This window comes from Cupriavidus sp. FW216-B1 (genome assembly GCF_058789195.1).
On the sequence record NZ_JBYTEL010000002.1, the window covers coordinates 278774 to 296268 of the forward strand.

The 17495-nt window shown below is 71.3% G+C and carries 15 protein-coding genes; 6 read left to right on the forward strand and 9 right to left on the reverse strand.

The features are described from left to right. Window positions 1-40: 40 nt before the first annotated feature. Window positions 41-1873: an ABC transporter ATP-binding protein gene (locus tag AC3WXD_RS08250; RefSeq protein WP_020200817.1), complete on the reverse strand. Its 1833-nt coding sequence runs from the start codon at window positions 1871-1873 to the stop codon at window positions 41-43. Between the two features lie 364 nt (window positions 1874-2237). Between AC3WXD_RS08250 and hutU the strand changes: the two genes are divergently transcribed. From hutU to hutG, 5 genes are all read left to right on the forward strand, one after another. Then, window positions 2238-3923, forward strand: coding sequence for a urocanate hydratase (gene hutU / locus AC3WXD_RS08255; RefSeq protein WP_492323501.1), 1686 nt, complete (start codon window positions 2238-2240; stop codon window positions 3921-3923). Window positions 3924-3925: 2 nt separating this feature from the next. Next, complete coding sequence (hutH, locus tag AC3WXD_RS08260; RefSeq protein ID WP_492323502.1) at window positions 3926-5464, forward strand: histidine ammonia-lyase; 1539 nt, start codon at window positions 3926-3928, stop codon at window positions 5462-5464. Between the two features lie 119 nt (window positions 5465-5583). Then, window positions 5584-6981, forward strand: coding sequence for an amino acid permease (locus AC3WXD_RS08265; protein WP_492323589.1), 1398 nt, complete (start codon window positions 5584-5586; stop codon window positions 6979-6981). 76 nt (window positions 6982-7057) lie between these two features. Beyond that, window positions 7058-8365, forward strand: a complete 1308-nt coding sequence (locus AC3WXD_RS08270) for an MFS transporter (RefSeq protein ID WP_020200813.1) — start codon at window positions 7058-7060, stop codon at window positions 8363-8365. Further along, window positions 8362-9324 carry a formimidoylglutamase gene (hutG, locus tag AC3WXD_RS08275; protein ID WP_492323503.1) on the forward strand — a complete coding sequence of 321 codons (963 nt, stop codon included), beginning with the start codon at window positions 8362-8364 and terminating at the stop codon, window positions 9322-9324. The genes AC3WXD_RS08270 and hutG overlap by 4 nt, the downstream gene beginning before the upstream one ends. 69 nt (window positions 9325-9393) lie before the next feature. Here hutG and AC3WXD_RS08280 read toward each other — a convergent pair whose 3' ends face one another. Next, window positions 9394-11070: an L-lactate permease gene (locus tag AC3WXD_RS08280; protein ID WP_029043147.1), complete on the reverse strand. Its 1677-nt coding sequence runs from the start codon at window positions 11068-11070 to the stop codon at window positions 9394-9396. Window positions 11071-11535: 465 nt separating this feature from the next. On the opposite strand from AC3WXD_RS08280, the gene AC3WXD_RS08285 reads away from it, so the two are divergent. Then, the gene (locus AC3WXD_RS08285) at window positions 11536-12207 is read left to right on the forward strand and encodes a LysE family translocator (RefSeq protein WP_020200810.1); all 672 of its coding nucleotides are present in this window, start codon (window positions 11536-11538) and stop codon (window positions 12205-12207) included. A gap of 27 nt (window positions 12208-12234) precedes the next feature. Here the strand turns inward: AC3WXD_RS08285 and AC3WXD_RS08290 are convergent, their stop codons facing one another. The 7 genes from AC3WXD_RS08290 to AC3WXD_RS08320 form a co-directional block, all read right to left on the reverse strand. Next, on the reverse strand, window positions 12235-12879 hold the full coding sequence (locus tag AC3WXD_RS08290) for a glutathione S-transferase family protein (RefSeq protein ID WP_029043146.1): 645 nt from the start codon (window positions 12877-12879) through the stop codon (window positions 12235-12237). 116 nt (window positions 12880-12995) lie between these two features. Further along, entirely contained in the window at window positions 12996-14183 is a 1188-nt protein-coding gene (locus AC3WXD_RS08295) for an aminotransferase-like domain-containing protein (protein WP_492323504.1), read from the reverse strand. A gap of 42 nt (window positions 14184-14225) precedes the next feature. Further along, window positions 14226-14555, reverse strand: coding sequence for a DHCW motif cupin fold protein (locus tag AC3WXD_RS08300; protein WP_020200807.1), 330 nt, complete (start codon window positions 14553-14555; stop codon window positions 14226-14228). Between the two features lie 77 nt (window positions 14556-14632). Beyond that, window positions 14633-15088 (reverse strand): RidA family protein, encoded by a 456-nt coding sequence (locus AC3WXD_RS08305; protein WP_020200806.1) that lies wholly within the window; start codon window positions 15086-15088, stop codon window positions 14633-14635. An 11-nt stretch (window positions 15089-15099) separates the two neighbouring features. Next, window positions 15100-16104 (reverse strand): DMT family transporter, encoded by a 1005-nt coding sequence (locus AC3WXD_RS08310; protein ID WP_059411330.1) that lies wholly within the window; start codon window positions 16102-16104, stop codon window positions 15100-15102. Window positions 16105-16113: 9 nt separating this feature from the next. Further along, a complete protein-coding gene (locus AC3WXD_RS08315; RefSeq protein WP_020200804.1) occupies window positions 16114-16767 on the reverse strand; it encodes a LysE family translocator in 654 nt (217 codons plus the stop codon). Continuing rightward, complete coding sequence (locus AC3WXD_RS08320) at window positions 16764-17483, reverse strand: alanyl-tRNA editing protein (protein ID WP_020200803.1); 720 nt, start codon at window positions 17481-17483, stop codon at window positions 16764-16766. The genes AC3WXD_RS08315 and AC3WXD_RS08320 overlap by 4 nt, the downstream gene beginning before the upstream one ends. Window positions 17484-17495: the final 12 nt, after the last annotated feature.

Here is a 17495-nt window from a genome sequence, read left to right on the forward strand (position 1 = left end):
GCTGGTTCGGCGCGGTGTCCGGTGTCCGGCGCCGGGCGCGCTACGCCACGCCGACGAAGCCGCCGGTCTGGTGCGCCCACAGCCGCGCGTACAGGCCGCCGCGCGCCAGCAGCTCGGCATGCGTGCCGCTTTCGGCGATGCGGCCGTCGTCCAGCACCACCAGCCGGTCCATGCGCGCGATGGTGGAGAGCCGGTGCGCGATGGCGATCACGGTCTTGCCGCGCATCAGCGTCTCCAGGTTCTCCTGGATGGCCGCCTCCACCTCCGAGTCGAGCGCCGAGGTGGCTTCGTCGAGGATCAGGATGGGCGCGTTCTTGAGCAGCACGCGCGCCACCGCGATGCGCTGGCGCTGCCCGCCCGAGAGCTTGACGCCGCGCTCGCCGACCTGCGCGTCGAGCCCGGTGGCGCCGCCGGCGTCGCGCAGCAGCGGGATGAAATCGGCCGCGTGGGCGTCGGCGGCGGCGGCCATCAGCTCGGCCTCGCTGGCGCCGGGGCGGCCGTAGAGCAGGTTGTCGCGGATCGAGCGGTGCAGCAGCGAGGTGTCCTGCGTGACCATGCCGATCTGCGCGCGCAGGCTTTCCTGGGTGACGCCGGCGATGTCCTGGCCGTCGATCAGGATGCGGCCGCGCTCGACGTCGTAGAGCCGCAGCAGCAGGTTGACCAGCGTCGACTTGCCGGCGCCGGACGGCCCCACCAGGCCGATCTTCTCGCCCGGCCGCACGGTCAGGTCGAGCCCCTCGATCACGCCCGAGCCTTTGCCGTAGTGGAAGCCCACGCCCTCGAAGCGCACCTCGCCGCGCGTCACGCGCAGCGGCGGCGCGCCCGCGCGGTCGGCCACCTTGCGCGGCACCGCGATGGTCTGCATGCCGTCCTGCACCTGGCCGACGTTCTCGAAGATGCCGTTGACCACCCACATGATCCAGCCCGACATGTTGACGATGCGGATCACCAGCCCGGCCGACAGCGCGATCGCGCCCACGCTGACGTGGCCCTCGCTCCATAGCCACAGCGCCAGCCCGGTGGTGGCGGCGATCAGCGCGCCGTTGAGCGCGGTCACGGTGAAGTCCATCGCGCTGACCATGCGGCCCGAGCTGCGCGCCTTGTCGGTCAGGTCGGCCATCGCCTCGCGCGCGTAGTCCTCCTCCAGGCGCGTGTGGGCGAACAGCTTGAGCGTGGCGATGTTGGTGTAGCCGTCGACGATGCGCCCCATCAGGCGCGAGCGCGCGCCGGTGGCGGCCACCGAGCGCGCCTTCACGCGCGGCGTGAAGTAGCGCATCGCGGCCACGTAGCCGACGATCCACAGCAGCAGCGGCAGCATCAGGCGCCAGTCGGCCTCGGCGAACAGGTAGAGCGAGCTGGCGGCGTAGATCAGCACGTGCCAGATCGCGTCCACCGCCTGCACCGCCGAGTCGCGCAGCGAGAAGCCGGTCTGCATGATGCGCTGGGCGATGCGCCCGGCGAAGTCGTTCTGGAAGAACCACATGCTCTGCTTGAGCACGTAGCGGTGGTTCTGCCAGCGCACCAGGTTGCCCAGGCTGGGGTTGATGACCTGGTGCACGAGGATGTCGTGCAGGCCATTGAAGAGCGGGCGCAGCAGCAGCGCCACCACCGCCATCCAGGCCAGCTCGCCGGCATGGAGGCGGAAGAACGCCGGCCCGGGCGTCGCCTGCGCCAGGTCCACCAGCCGGCCGAGGAAGCCGAACAGCGCCACCTCGATCAGCGCGCCGCCCAGCCCCACCGCCAGCAGCAGGGCGAAGACCGGCCACACCTCGCGCAGGTAATAGGCGTAGAAGCGCCAGATCCGGCCCGGCGGCTCGGTGTCGGGCAGGCCGCGAAACGGGTCGATCATTCGTTCCATCAAGCGCAGCAGCATGGATCTCCTGGGGTCTGGGGGAGGGCGTCCGGCCGCGGTGGCGCGACCGCGGCCGGGCGGCACGGACTGCCATGATACCCAGATCGGACGCCGCCGCCGGGCCGCCGCCGGCGCCCGGCATGACGCCTTCCGGGCACATGCGGACCGCGCCGCCCGGCATGGCTCGCGGTCTCCCGGGCGCCGCCCGCGCCGCTTTCCGTGCCGCTCCCCGCACATATCCGGCCTGCTTGCCCGCCGTCAGCCCGCCATATCCGGGAAATCACCAATACATCTATGCTTGTATATACAACACTATACACCCACGACATGGCCGCACGGTGAGCGTGCCGGCCGCATTCCAGCGTCAATCCCAAGGAGTTCCCCCGTGAGCGACAGCCTCCGTTTCCGCGATATAGAGATCCGCGCCCCGCGCGGCAGCCAACTGAATGCCAGGAGCTGGCAGACCGAGGCGCCGCTGCGCATGTTGATGAACAACCTCGACCCGGAAGTGGCGGAGAACCCGAAGGAGCTGGTGGTGTACGGCGGCATCGGCCGCGCCGCGCGCAACTGGGACTGCTACGACCAGATCGTCGCCACGCTCAAGACGCTGGGCGACGACGAGACCCTGCTGGTGCAGTCGGGCAAGCCGGTCGGCGTGTTCAGGACCCACGCCAACGCCCCGCGCGTGCTGATCGCCAACTCCAACCTGGTGCCGCACTGGGCCACCTGGGAGCACTTCAACGAGCTCGATGCCAAGGGCCTCGCCATGTACGGCCAGATGACCGCCGGCTCGTGGATCTACATCGGCAGCCAGGGCATCGTGCAGGGCACCTACGAGACCTTCGTCGAGGCCGGGCGCCAGCACTACGGCGGCAGCCTCAAGGGCCGCTGGGTGCTGACCGCGGGCCTGGGCGGCATGGGCGGCGCGCAGCCGCTGGCCGCCACGCTGGCCGGCGCGTGCTCGCTCAACATCGAATGCCAGCAGGCCAGCATCGACTTCCGCCTGCGCACGCGCTACGTGGACGAGCAGGCCGCCGACCTCGACGACGCGCTGGCGCGCATCGCCCGCTACACGGCCGAGGGCAAGGCCATCTCCATCGCGCTGTGCGCCAACGCCGCCGAGGTGCTGCCCGAGCTGGCGCGCCGCGGCGTGCGCCCGGACATGGTCACCGACCAGACCAGCGCCCACGACCCGCTCAACGGCTACCTGCCGGCCGGCTGGACCTGGGGCCAGTACCGCGACCGCGCGCGCACCGACCCGGCCGGCACCGTCAAGGCCGCCAAGCAGTCGATGGCGCGCCACGTGCGGGCCATGCTGGACTTCCAGAAGATGGGCGTGCCCACCTTCGACTACGGCAACAACATCCGCCAGATGGCCAAGGAGGAGGGCGTGGCCAACGCCTTCGACTTCCCCGGCTTCGTGCCGGCCTACATCCGCCCGCTGTTCTGCCGCGGCGTGGGCCCGTTCCGCTGGGCCGCGCTGTCGGGCGACCCGCAGGACATCTACAAGACCGACGCCAAGGTCAAGGCGCTGATCCCCGACGACGCGCACCTGCACCGCTGGCTCGACATGGCGCGCGAGCGCATCAGCTTCCAGGGCCTGCCGGCGCGCATCTGCTGGGTCGGCCTCGGCCAGCGCGCCCGGCTCGGCCTGGCCTTCAACGAGATGGTGCGCAGCGGCGAGCTGTCGGCGCCGGTGGTGATCGGCCGCGACCACCTCGACTCCGGCTCGGTGGCCAGCCCCAATCGCGAGACCGAAAGCATGCGCGACGGCTCCGACGCGGTGTCCGACTGGCCGCTGCTCAACGCGCTGCTCAATACCGCCAGCGGTGCCACCTGGGTGTCGCTGCACCACGGCGGCGGCGTGGGCATGGGCTTCTCGCAACATGCAGGCGTGGTGATCGTGTGCGACGGCACCGACGAGGCCGCCGCGCGCATCGCGCGCGTGCTGCACAACGACCCGGCCACCGGCGTGATGCGCCATGCCGACGCGGGCTACGAGATCGCCATCGCGTGCGCGCGCGAGCAGGGCCTGAATCTGCCGATGATCACCGGCGGCAAGGAGGCCTGAGCATGAGCGCAACCGACCTGACCCTCAAGCCCGGCCAGTTGAGCCTGGCCCAGTTGCGCGCCGCCTACCGGCAGCCGCTGCGCCTGCGCCTCGACGACAGCGCGGGCGCCGCCATCGACGCCAGCGTGGCCTGCGTCGAGTCCATCGTCGCGCAGGGCCGCACCGCCTACGGCATCAACACCGGCTTCGGCCTGCTGGCGCAGACCCGCATCGCCAGCGCAGACCTGGAGAACCTGCAGCGCTCGCTGGTGCTGTCGCACGCCGCCGGCGTGGGCGAGCCGCTCGACGACGCGATGGTGCGCCTGATCATGCTGCTCAAGGTCAACAGCCTGGCGCGCGGCTTCTCCGGCATCCGCCGCGAGGTGATCGAGGCGCTGGTCGCGCTGGTCAACGCCGAGGTCTATCCGCACATCCCGCTCAAGGGCTCGGTCGGCGCCTCGGGCGACCTCGCGCCGCTCGCGCACATGTCGCTGGTGCTGCTGGGCGAGAGCCAGGCGCGCCACCGCGGCCAGTGGCTGCCGGCGCGCCAGGCGCTGGAAGCGGCCGGCCTGCGTCCGCTGACGCTGGCGGCCAAGGAAGGGCTGGCGCTGCTCAACGGCACGCAGGTCTCGACCGCCTACGCGCTGCGCGGCCTGTTCGAGGCCGAGGACCTGTTCGGCGCCGCGCTGGTGTGCGGCGGCCTGAGCGTGGAGGCCATGCTCGGCTCGCGCGCGCCGTTCGACGCGCGCGTGCATGCCGTGCGCGGCCAGCGCGGCCAGATCGACGCGGCCGCGGCCTACCGCGCGCTGCTCGGCGAGAGCAGCGCGCTGGCGCGCTCGCACGCGGACTGCGACAAGGTGCAGGACCCGTACTCGCTGCGCTGCCAGCCGCAGGTGATGGGCGCCTGCCTGACGCAGTTGCGCCAGGCCGCCGAGGTGCTGGCGGCGGAAGCCAACGCGGTGTCCGACAACCCGCTGGTGTTCGCCGCCGAAGGCGACGTCATCTCGGGCGGCAACTTCCACGCCGAGCCGGTGGCGATGGCCGCCGACAACATCGCCCTGGCCATCGCCGAGACCGGCTCGCTGTCCGAGCGCCGCATCTCGCTGATGATGGACCGCCACATGTCGCAGCTGCCGCCGTTCCTAGTGGCCAACGGCGGCGTCAACTCCGGCTTCATGATCGCGCAGGTCACCGCCGCCGCGCTGGCCAGCGACAACAAGGCGCTCGCGCATCCGCACAGCGTCGACAGCCTGCCGACCTCGGCCAACCAGGAAGACCACGTGTCGATGGCGCCCAACGCCGGCAAGCGGCTGTGGGCGATGGCCGAGAACGTGCGCGGCATCCTCGCGGTGGAATGGCTGGGCGCGTGCCAGGGCCTGGACTTCCGCGAAGGGCTCAAGAGCTCGCCGCCGCTGGAGCAGGCGCGCGCGCTGCTGCGCGCCGAGGTGCCGTACTACGAGAAGGACCGCTTCTTCGCGCCCGACATCGAGGCGGCCAGCCGCCTGCTGGCCGCGGGCGGGTTGAACGCGCTGCTGCCGGCGGGGCTGCTGCCCAGCCTGTGACGCCGCGCGCGTCAGGGCGCGCCATGCCATGACGCCCGGGGCGGCGCGCGCGGATGCCCGCGTGCGCTGCCCGCAAACGGGCGCGACAGAACAATGACCCGGAGACAGAACAGATGCAGATGCAACAGCAGCCGCAAGGCCTGCAGCGCAGCCTGGGCGCGCGCCACATCCGCTTCATGGCGCTCGGTTCGGCGATCGGCACCGGACTTTTCTACGGCTCGGCCTCGGCCATCCAGGCGGCCGGCCCGGCCGTGCTGCTGGCCTACCTGATCGGCGGCGCCGCGGTCTACATGGTGATGCGCGCGCTCGGCGAGATGGCGGTGCGCAACCCGGTGTCCGGCTCGTTCGGCCAGTACGCCAACACGGCGCTGGGGCCGCTGGCGGGCTTCCTGCTCGGCTGGACCTACACCTTCGAGATGGTCATCGTCTGCCTGGCCGACGTGACCGCGTTCGGCATCTACATGGGGTTCTGGTTCCCGGACGTGCCGCGCTGGATCTGGGTGCTCGGCATCGTGTTCCTGATCGGCGGCCTCAACCTGCTCAGCGTCAAGGTCTTCGGCGAGCTGGAGTTCTGGCTGTCGCTGCTCAAGGTCGGCGCCATCGTCGCCATGATCGGCGGCGGCGTGGCCATCATGCTGTTCGGCCTTGGCATGGCCGGTGGCGGCGGCGCCACCGGCATCCACAACCTGTGGGCGCACGGCGGCTTCATGCCCAACGGCGTGGCCGGCGTGATCGCCTCGTTCGCGGTGGTGATGTTCGCCTTCGGCGGCATCGAGATCATCGGCATCACCGCCGGCGAGGCGCGCGACCCCGAGCGCGTGATTCCGCGCGCGATCAACGCGGTGCCGCTGCGCATCCTGCTGTTCTACGTGCTCACGCTGGGCGTGCTGATGTCGCTCTACCCGTGGCACCGCGTCGGCAGCGAGGGCAGCCCCTTCGTGCAGATCTTCAGCCGCCTGGGCATCGGCTCGGCCGCGGCGGTGCTCAACGTGGTGGTGATCTCGGCGGCGGTGTCGGCCATCAACAGCGACATCTTCGGCGCCGGCCGCATGCTGTACGGCATGGCCGTGCTGCGCCACGCGCCGCGCGCGTTCGCCGGCGTCTCGCGCAACGGCGTGCCGTGGATGACGGTGGTGGTGATGGCGCTGGCGCTGCTGGCCGGCGTGGTGCTGAACTACGTGATGCCCGAGGACGTGTTCGTGCTGATCGCCTCCATCGCCACCTTCGCCACGGTCTGGGTGTGGCTGATGATCCTGCTGTCGCAGTTCGTCATGCGCCGGCGCATGAGCCGCGCCGAGGCCGCCGCGCTCAAGTTCCCGGTGCCGTTCTGGCCGCTGGCGCCGCTCGCGGCGATCGGCTTCATGCTGTTCGTCTTCGGCGTGCTCGGCTGGTTTCCGCAGACCCGCGCCGCGCTCGCGGTGGGCGCGGTCTGGCTCGCGCTGCTGGTGGCGGCGTGGTGGCTGTGGGTGCGGCCGCGCCGCGATCCGCACGGCGAGCCCGCGCTGGCGCCGGACTGACCTCGCGCCATCTCCCCGACGCCCCCCGGCGCCTCGCCGCGCGGGCGCCATGATTACATCGTTCCAGGCAGACATCATGCTCATCGACAACACCGCCCCCGGCGCCGCGGCCCTGCAAGGCGCCGCGCCCGCGCCGCTGTCCCGCTTCAAGGCCATCGCCGCCATCACCATCGGCAACGGCCTGGAGTTCTACGACTTCGTGGTCTACAGCTTCTTCGCCACGCTGATCGGCCGCCTGTATTTCCCGGTGGCCGACGCCACCGGCCAGTTGCTGCTGTCCTTCGCCACCTTCGGCGTGGGTTTCCTGATGCGCCCGCTCGGCGGCCTGCTGATCGGCATGTACGCCGACCGCGCGGGCCGCAAGCCGGCGGTGGCGCTGACGCTGTGGCTGATGGGCCTGAGCGCGGTGATCTTCGTGGTCACGCCGACCTACGCCCAGATCGGCATCGCCGCGCCGGTGCTGATCCTGCTCGCGCGGCTGGTGCAGGGCTTCGCCATCGGCGGCGAGATGGGCGCGTCCACCGCGCTGCTGCTGGAGTACGCCGACGACCGCTCGCGCGGCTTCTACACGAGCTGGCAGCCGTTCAGCCAGGGGCTGGCGGCGCTGCTCGGCGCGCTGGTCGGGCTGCTGCTCAGCAACGTGCTCGCGCCCGCGGAGCTGGAGGCGTGGGGCTGGCGCGTGGCCTTCGCCATCGGCATCCTGGTGATCCCGGTGGGGCTGGTGATCCGCCGCCGCCTGGAGGAGACCGCGCCCGCGGCCCATGCGTCGGAGCACGCCTCGTCCATGCAGCTGCTGCGCGAGCACGGCCGCGCGCTGGCGGCCAGCGTGCTGCTGATGATCGGCGTGGCCTCGTCGACCTACATCGTGGTCTACTACCTCAGCAACTACGCGGTGTCGCAATTGCACATGCCGCTGTCGCTGGGCATCTGGGCGGCCTGCGTGGCGGCCGGTGTGCAGGTGGTGCTGTCGCCGTTCGCGGGCCGCCTGGCCGACCGCTTCGGCCGCCGCCCGGTGGTGCTGTGGTCGCGCGTGGCGCTGCTGGCGATGATCTATCCCGCCTTCGTGCTGATCAACGCCGAGCCGGGCCTGGCGCGCCTGCTGGTGGTGGTGGGCTGCCTGTCGGTGCCGATGTCGCTGACCTCGCCGGCCTCGATGGTGCTGGTCAGCGAAGTGCTGCCGCAGCGCCTGCGCGCCACCGGGCTGTCGATCGCGTATTGCGTCGCGATCGCCATCTTCGGCGGCTTCGCGCAGTTCTTCTCGACCGAGCTGATCCACCTCACCGCCAACCCGAACGCGCCGGCCTTCTACGTGATCGGCTGCGGGCTGGTCTCGCTGGCCGGGCTGGCGATGGTGCCGGAAACGCTGGGGCGCCGCCTGTCATGAGCGGGATGGCCTCGCCGCATTCCGCGCACCATTGCGCGCACGCCGTCTGGCGCGGGCGCACCGACGGCAACGAGCGTGGCGACACGCGGCGGCTGTTCGACGTGGTGCGCACGGGTGCCGCGCGCGTGCCGGGCGCGCCGGTGCTGCTGGGCTTCTGCTGCGACGCCGGCGTGCTGCGCAACCAGGGCCGCGCCGGCGCCGCGGGCGGCCCGCACGAGATCCGCCGCGCGCTGGCCGGCGCGCCGGCGCACGGCCTCGAAGCCTTCCACGATGGCGGCGACGTCATCTGCGCCGACGGCGACCTCGAAGCCGCGCAGCAGGCGCTGGCCCGCGCCGTGGCCGCGGAACTGGCGCGCGGCGCCTTCACGCTGGTGCTCGGCGGCGGCCACGAGATCGCCTGGGGCACGTGGCAGGGCCTGCGCGCGCATCTCGACGCGCGCGGCGACAACGGCCGCGTGCTGGTGCTCAACCTCGATGCGCATTTCGACCTGCGCACGGCCCGCCCCGGCAGCTCCGGCACGCCGTTCGACCAGATCGCCGAAGCCTGCCGCGCGCGCGGCCAGCGCTTCGAATACAGTTGCCTGGGCGTGAGCCGGCTCGGCAATACCGCGGCGCTGTTCGCGCATGCCGACGCGCTCGGCGTGCATTACGTGGAAGACGTGCTGATGCAGGAGCGGCACCTCGACGCGCGGCTGGAAGCACTGCGCGCGCGCATCGACGCGGTGGATCACGTCTATCTGACGATCGACCTCGACGTGCTGCCCGCGGCGGTGATGCCGGCGGTGTCGGCGCCCGCGGCCTATGGCGTGCCGCTGCCGGTGGTGGAGGCGGTGGTGGAACTGGTGCGCGCCAGCGGCAAGCTGCGCGTGGCCGACCTCGCCGAATTCAATCCGCTGTACGACCGCGATGGCTGCGGCGCGCGGGCGGCGGCGCGGCTGGCGTACCGGCTGCTGGCCTGATCGTTTGGATTTTCTTGCTTCCCTCTCCCGCGCGCGGGAGAGGGAAGGCCGCCATCGGCGGCCGGTCCGTCAGCGGATCACCATCTGCGTGAACGGATGCACATACGCCTGCAGCGTGATGAACAGGCCGACCAGGATCGCCAGCGAGATCGAGTGGAAGAACACGTAGCGCAGGATCTCGCCCTCATGGCCGTACCACTTGGTGGCGGTGGACGCCACCACGATGGACTGCGCGTCGATCATCTTGCCCATCACGCCGCCCGAGCTGTTGGCCGAGGCCATCAGGATCGGCGACAGGCCCAACTGTTCCGCCGTGGTCTTCTGCAGGCCGCCGAACAGCACGTTGGAGGCGGTGTCGGAGCCGGTCAGCGCCACGCCCAGCCAGCCCAGCATGGTGCCGAACAGCGGGTAGAGCACGCCGGTGTGGGCGAAGGCCAGGCCCATCGTGGCGTCCAGGCCCGAGTAGCGGGTCAGGTAGCCGATGCCGAACATCGCGCAGATGGTCAGCAGCGAGTACTTCACCAGCTTGATGGTTTCCCAGTATTCCTTGATCAGGCGCGGCACCGAGTAGCCCATCAGCAGGCCGCCCAGCAGCGCCGAGGCCAGGATGCCGGTGCCGGCCATCGACAGCACGTTGAAGGCGAACACCGCGCCTTCGGCGGTGGGCTTGGGCACCACCGGCGGCACCTTGAGCACGGCCTTGTCGAGGCCGGGGATGGGGAAGCGCCACTGCCAGATGCCGTCCATCAGCTTCTTGAATTCCGGGATGCCCCAGACGAACACGAACACCGTCAGGATCACCCACGGCACCCATGCCTTGACCACCGAGATGCCGGCGGAGGCGGCGTTGGCGCGCGCTTCGGCGGCCACCGCTTCGGGGTCGTCGACCTTGGAGTCGTCGTGGCGGCCCAGGATGCGCGTGGAGGTCCAGGTCTCCTTCGGCTTCCAGACTTTCAGGAACAGCGTCAGCGAGCCCATCGACACCAGTGCGGCGATCACGTCCACCAGCCACGGGCCGTGGAAGTTCGACACCAGGAACTGCGGCACCGCGAACGACACGCCGGCCACCAGGATGGCGGGCCAGATCGCCAGCATGCCGCGGAAGCCGGCGAAGGCCCAGATCAGCCAGAACGGCACCAGCACCGAGAAGAACGGCAACTGGCGGCCGACCATCGCCGAGAGCTGCAGCAGGTCGAGGCCCGTGACCGAGGCCAGGCCGATCAGCGGCGCGCCCAGCGCGCCGTAGGCCACCGGCGCGGTATTGGCGATCAGCGCCAGGCCCGAGGCGGCCAGCGGCGAGAAGCCGAGGCCGATCAGGATGGCGCCGGTCACCGCCACCGGCGTGCCGAAGCCGGCCGCGCCCTCGAAGAACGCGCCGAAGCTGAACGCCACCAGCAGCAGTTGCAGGCGGCGGTCCTCGGTGATGCCGGAGATCGAGTTCTGCAGCACCCGGAACGAGCCGTTGAGCGTGGTCAGGCGGTGCAGGAAGATGATGTTGAGGACGATCCAGCCGATCGGGAACAGGCCCGAGACGATGCCCAGGCCGGCCGCCTTGCCGGCCATCGCGGCCGGCATGCCGAACACGGCGGAGGCGATGACCACGCCCACCACCAGCGCCAGGCCGGCGGCCAGGTGGGCCTGCAGGTGAAAGAACGCCAGTGCTGCCAGCAGCACGGCCACGGGTACCCCTGCGGCAAGCGTGGACAACGCCATGCTGCCTAGCGGGTCATAGATTTGACTCCACATGTCTGCATCCTCCTCGGGTTGGGCGGCAGGTTTTCTTTGCTTCGGCTCCGGCCTGCCATGTCTCAGCGGTTTATCGGCTGTTTTCTTTTCTCGGCTGCTTCTTCGTCCGTTCAGCGGCTCTTGCGGTGCTCGTGACGCTGGTCGCGCTGGCCGCGTTGGCCGCTTTTCCCGGTTTCCTGCCCCGGACCACGCGGGCCGCCTATGGGACAAACTTCGGATTCTAAGGAGGGGTTCCCGCCGCGCCGCCCTAAATCGGATCATCACCCCCATGAACCGGATTCACGGATCAGGGTTTGCCTGGGGGCAGGCTGGGGCACGCCGCGCACCCCCGGGAGGTTACTCCAAACGTGCCGATCCGCAAATGCATGCCGGCGCGGGCCGGCGGTGGCAGAATGCGCTGATGTCCGCCAGTATCCGCCAGTGTCCGCCGCCGGCGGCGCCGCGCGATCCCGAAGGAGCCTCGCCATGCCGTTCGCCATGCCGCTTGCCATCTCCCACGCCATCCCGGGCGGCGCCCTGTTCGCCGCCTTCGTGCTGGCCAGCCTGGTGCTGGCGGTCACGCCCGGGCCCGCCGTGATCTACATCGTCACGCGCACGCTGTCGCAGGGCCGCCGCAGCGGGCTGGCCTCGGTGGCCGCCGTGGCGCTGGGCAACCTGGTCAACGCGCTGGCGGCGGCGCTGGGGCTGGCGGCGCTGTTCGCGGTGTCGGCGCTGGCGTTCGCGGTGGTCAAGTACGCCGGCGCGGCCTACCTGGTCTACCTCGGCGTGCGGGCCCTGCGCGCGCGCCCGGCGGCGGACGCCGGCGGGGCGGTGCCGGCGGCCAGCCTCGGCAAGGTGTTCCGCGACGGCATGGTGGTGGCCATGCTGAACCCGAAGACCACGCTGTTCTTCGCCGCCTTCCTGCCGCAGTTCATGGACGCGGCCGCGCCCGCGCTGCCGCAGAGCATGGTGCTGGGCGCCACGTTCGTGCTGGTCGCGTCCTTTACCGATTGCTGCTACGTGCTGGCCGCGGCGGCGCTGCTGCCGCTGCTGGGGCGCGCCCGCGGCGCCAGCGCGGCGGGCCGCTACGTCACGGGCGGGGCGCTGATCGGGCTGGGCGTGCTGGCGGCGGTGTCGGGCGGACACCGCGCCAGGTAGAAGACCGGGAAGATGGCGGCTGGCCGCTCAGGCCAGCGGCAGCACGAGGATGCCGGACGCGGCCGGACGCGCGCGCATGGCGGCCACCCAGCGCTCCAGATGGGGGCGCGGCTGGCGCTGCGCCGGCATGCCCAGCCAGCGGTGGGCCGAGCAGGCCAGCGGGATGTCGGCCATCGTGAAGCGGTCGCCGCAGATGAATTCGCGGTCGGCCAGCGCTTCGTCGAGCCGGGCCGCGAGCGGCTCGGTGCGCGCCAGCGAATGCGCGATCAGGGCCTGGTCGCGCTCGCCTTCCGGCACCCGCACGAGCTGGCGGAAGGCATCCACCATCGCAGGGCTGAAGGTATTGGTCTGCCAGTCCATCCAGCGGTCGGCCAGCGCGCGCGCCTTGACGTTGCCGGGCCACAGGGTGTCTTCGCCGTCATGCGCGCACAGGTAGCGCACGATGGCGTTGGACTCCCACAGCACGAAGGGCTCGCCGCCCACGTCGGTGCCGCGGAAATCCTCGATCACCGGGATCTGGCGGTTGGGGTTGAGGCGCACGTAGGCCTCGGTGTCGAGGTCGCCCTCGCGGATGCCGATGTCGATGCGCTCGTGGTCCAGGTGCAGCTCGCGCGCGCACCAGACCACTTTCTGCACGTTGATCGATGAGAGTCGACCCCAGATACGCAGCACGAACACGTCTCCCTTGGCTGTGCCAGGCCCGTGCGAACGGGCGATGGCCGCTATCTTGCCATGAAGCCCGCCGCGCAGGTATCAGCCAGGAGGCCGAGCCGCGCGGCGTGCGGCGTTCAGGCTGCCCTGGCCCGCGGCGCCTGCTTGGCGATGGCCTCGCGGAACAGCGTGCCGAGGATGGCCACGCCCTGCTCGATGCGCTCCGGCGCCACCGTCACGAAGGCCAGGCGCAGCGCGTTGCGGCGCGGGTTGCTGGCGTAGAACGGCGCGCCCGGCACGTAGGCCACGTTGCGCTTGACCGCTTCCTGCAGGATCTCCATGCTGTCCAGCCCTTCGGGCAGCTCCATCCAGATGAACATGCCGCCTTCCGGCGCGTTCCAGCTCACGCCCTCGGGCATGTGGCGCGCGAGCGAGTCCAGCATGGCCTGGCATTGCGCGGCGTAGAGCGTGCGGATGGTGGGGATGTGCGAATCCAGCAGGCCGTCGCGCACCACCTCGAACGCCAGGCGCTGCGTGAAGCTCGGCGTGTGCAGGTCCGAGGCCTGCTTGGCCTGGCACAGCTTGAAGTGCAGGTCGGGCGGGGCGATCACGTAGCCCAGGCGCAGGCCGGGGGCCAGGATCTTGGAGAACGAGCCCATGTAGATCACGCCGTCCGGGTTCATCGACAGCAGGCTCGGCAGCTGGTCGCCGCGGTAGCTCAGTTCGCCGTAGGGATCGTCCTCGACCAGCAGCAGGCCCAGCTCGCGCGCGCGCGCCACCAGCGCCTGGCGGCGCTCCAGCGGCATGCGGCGGCCGGTCGGGTTCTGGAAGTTGGGCAGCGCGTACAGGAAGCGCGCGCCGGCGGTCAGCTCGGGCGTGAGCGCCTCGGGCAGCAGGCTCTTGTCGTCGCCCGGCACCGAGACGAACTCCGGCTCGAACAGCGAGAACGCCTGCAGCGCGCCGAGGTAGCTGGGCGTCTCCACCAGCACCGGGCTGCCCGGGTCGATCATCACCTTGGCGATCAGGTCCAGCGCCTGCTGCGAGCCGGTGGTGATCAGCACGCGCTCCACGCCCACGTTGTGGCGCCTGGCGACGAACTCGCGCAGCGGCATATAGCCCTCGGTGGCGGCGTACTGCAGCGCGGCCTGCGGGTTGTCGGCGAAGATCCGGGCTACCGCCTGCTCCATCGCCGCTACCGGGAACGTGGCCGGGGAGGGCAGGCCGCCGGCGAAGGAAATGACTTCCGGACGCTCGGTGACTTTCAGGATTTCGCGGATGGCCGAGCTGGTCAGAGCTTGTGCCCGGCGGGAGATGGCCCAGTTCATGATGGTCTCTTGGTATGGGTATGGGAGTCGGGCGCGCCCGACTCAGTCAACGATAAAAAGCCGCGCGCCGGTCGGCGTGGACGAACGGTGCGGCTCGGCCTGGTCGGCGACCTGGTAGCTCGTGCCCGCGCGGAGCACGAACTGCCGGCCGTCTTCCAGCTCGGTATGCAGCTCGCCGTCCAGCACGAACAGGATGTGACCCTTGGTGCACCAGTGGTCGGCGAGATAACCGGCAGAATACTCCACCATGCGCACTCGGATATCGCCGAACTGGCGGGTGCGCCAGAGGGCTTCGCCGGTCTCGCCCGGGTGGCGGGTCGGGGCGACGGCGGACCAGTCGGTGGTGCCGAACGGCAGGTTGTCGATGCGCATGGGAAAGGCGGGGTTCGTTTGTCTGTCGTGGCGGGCCGGCCGCGCGGGATGCCGCGCGCCGGCCCGGTGGCCGGGGCTTACTTGACCTCGACGATCAGTTCGATCTCGACGCAGGCGCCGAGCGGGATCTGCGCCACGCCGAAGGCGCTGCGGGCATGCTTGCCGGCGTCGCCGAACACTTCGACGAGGAACTCCGAGGCGCCGTTGGTCACCAGGTGCTGCTCGGTGAATTCCAGCGTGGAGTTGACCAGGCTCATCAGCTTGACGACGCGGGTGACGCGGTTCAGGTCGCCGAGGTGCGCATGCAGCGTGGCCAGCAGGTCGATGGCGATGGCGCGCGCGGCGGCCTTGCCGTCTTCGGTGGTGAGGTCCTTGCCGAGCTTGCCGGCCCACGGCTTGCCGTCCTTGCGAGCGATGTGGCCGGAAAGGAATACGGTGTTGCCGGTCTGGGCGGCCATCACGTAGGCGGCGGCGGGGGCGCCGGCGCCGGGCAGTTCGATGCCGAGGCGGGCAAGGGTGTCGTAGACGGACATAAGGTCTCCTGTCAGTGGGGTCGTCCCGGAGGGATGGGGTGGAGTTCTTCGGCGGCGGGCGCGGGCACGGGACCAGCGGGGGCGCTGCGCACGGCGGTACGGCGGCCCGCGGCAACCACGCCGATCACCGCCACCGCGAAGGCGAGGGTGGCGGCGTCGAGCGGCTCGGCCAGCATCAGGGCGCCGCCCGCCAGCGTGAGGAACGGCTGCAGCAATTGTATCTGGCCCACGCGCGCCACGCCGCCTTTTGCGAGCCCGGCGTACCAGAACAGGAAGCCGACGAACATCGAGAACACCGACACATAGCCCACGCCGAGCCACGCGCGCGGCGAGGCGGCGGCGATCTGCCCGGCATGCGCGAGCGCCAGCCAGGCCACCAGCGGCAGCAGCGCCGGCATCGACACCGCCAGCGCCCAGCTGATGGTTTCCTGCCCGCCCAGTTCGCGCGACAGCTTGCCGCCTTCGGCATAGCCCAGCGCGCCGAGCACCATCGCGGCGAACAGCAGCCAGTCGGCGTGCTGGAGCCCGCCGGCGCCCTGCCACAGCGCGAAGGCCACCACCAGCGCGCTGCCCGCCGCGGCCGACAGCCAGAAGCCCGCCGACGGGCGCTCGCGCCCGAACCACGCGGCGAACACGGCGGTAGCCAGCGGCAGCAGGCCGGTGATGATGGCGCCGTGCCCGGCCGGCACCTCGCGCATGGCCAGCGAGGAAAACAGCGGAAAGCCCACCACCACGCCGAGCGCGGTCACGGCCAGCCGCCACCACTGGCTGCCGCGCGGGCGGCGCGCGGCGGCGAAGGCGCCGCGCTGCCACAGCAGCAACAGCGCCAGCACGCCGGCCACCACGGCGCGGCCCAGCGCGACCAGGGTGGCATCGAGCTCCGCCACCGCCATGCGGGTAAACGGCAGCGTCTGGCTGAACACGGCCACGCCGACGAAGCCCAGCAGCATGCCGCCGCCGTGGCCGGCGTGCGGGGCCGCGCCGGGGCGGGGCAGGGAGGCGGATCGGGTCGTCATCGCGATACCTCAGTGAGACATGGGGCCGCCGGACCGCGCGATCCACAGCGCGGTCAGCGCCAGCGCCAGCCCCATCGCGCGGTTGAACCAGCGGATGCGGTCGCCAACCTGCAGCCAGTGCCGCAGGCCGGCGCCGAGCGCGCCGTACACGCCGTTGCTGACGAAGCCGAACACGGCGAACACCGCGCACATCAGCAGCACCCGGCGCAGCGGCGACTGCGCGCCGGCCATGTAGGAGGCGGCCGTGGCCAGCGCCAGCATCCACGCCTTGATGTTGGCGTATTGCAGGATCACCGACTGCCACACCGACAGCGGGCGCAGCACCTGCTTGTCGGCCAGCGCGGCGCTGCGCGCCAGCCGCAGCGCCAGCCACAGCAGGTACAGCACGCCCGCCGCGCGCACCAGCAGCCCCAGCGCCGGGCTGGCCAGCACCAGCGCGCCCACGCCGGCGGCGCACAGCGCCACGATGCTGGCAAAGCCGAAGGCCACGCCCACGCAGTGCGGCAGCGTGGCGCGCAGGCCGAAGTTGGCGCCGGTGACGGCGGCGATGGTGGTGTTGGGGCCGGGCGTGAAGGCGCCCACCGCCAGCAGCGTGAGCAGCGCGGCGAACTGCGCCATCGACAGCCCGGCCAGCAGGTCCGGGCCCGCGAGCGCGCCCGTCATGCCGCGAACTGCACCACCACGCGGCGGTTGGTGCGGCTCTTCTTTTCGATCTTGGTCACGACCACCGCGCCGATCTCGCCGGTGGCGGCCACGTGCGTGCCGCCGCACGGCTGGCGGTCCACGCCGGGAATCTCGATGATGCGGATGGCGCCGCTGCCAGCCGGCGGCGCCGCGCCCACGGTGCGCACCAGTTCCGGCTGGGCGGCCAGCTCCGCGGGCGTGATGAGGTCGATGCGCACGCGGCTGTCGGCGCCGATCAGCGCGTTGAGCCGCTCGGTCAGATCGCCCTTGTCGAGCGTCGATTCGGGCAGGTCGAAGTCGATGCGCGCCGAGTCCGGCGAGATGCCGCAGCCGGTCACGGGCACCGGGATCAGCGAGCCCAGCAGGTGCAGGCAGGTATGCAGGCGCATCAGGCGGTGGCGGCGCTCCCAGTCGATGGCGACGGCGACGATGTCGCCAGGCTCGGGCAGCGCCGAGCCCGGCGCCGGCACGTGCAGGATGCGGCTGCGGTCCGGCGAGTAGATGGTCTCCAGCAGCGCGACGGTGGCGCCGTTGGCCAGCCGGAGCGTGCCGGTGTCCCCCGCCTGGCCGCCGCTGCGGGCATAGCACACGGTCTGGTCGAGCTCGATGCCCTCGGCGTGCACGGCCACCACGGTGGCGGTGCAGCTGCCGAGATAGGCGTCGTCGTCGAAGCGTTTGCGGGTGGTGGGGGGCATGGCTCAAATCTC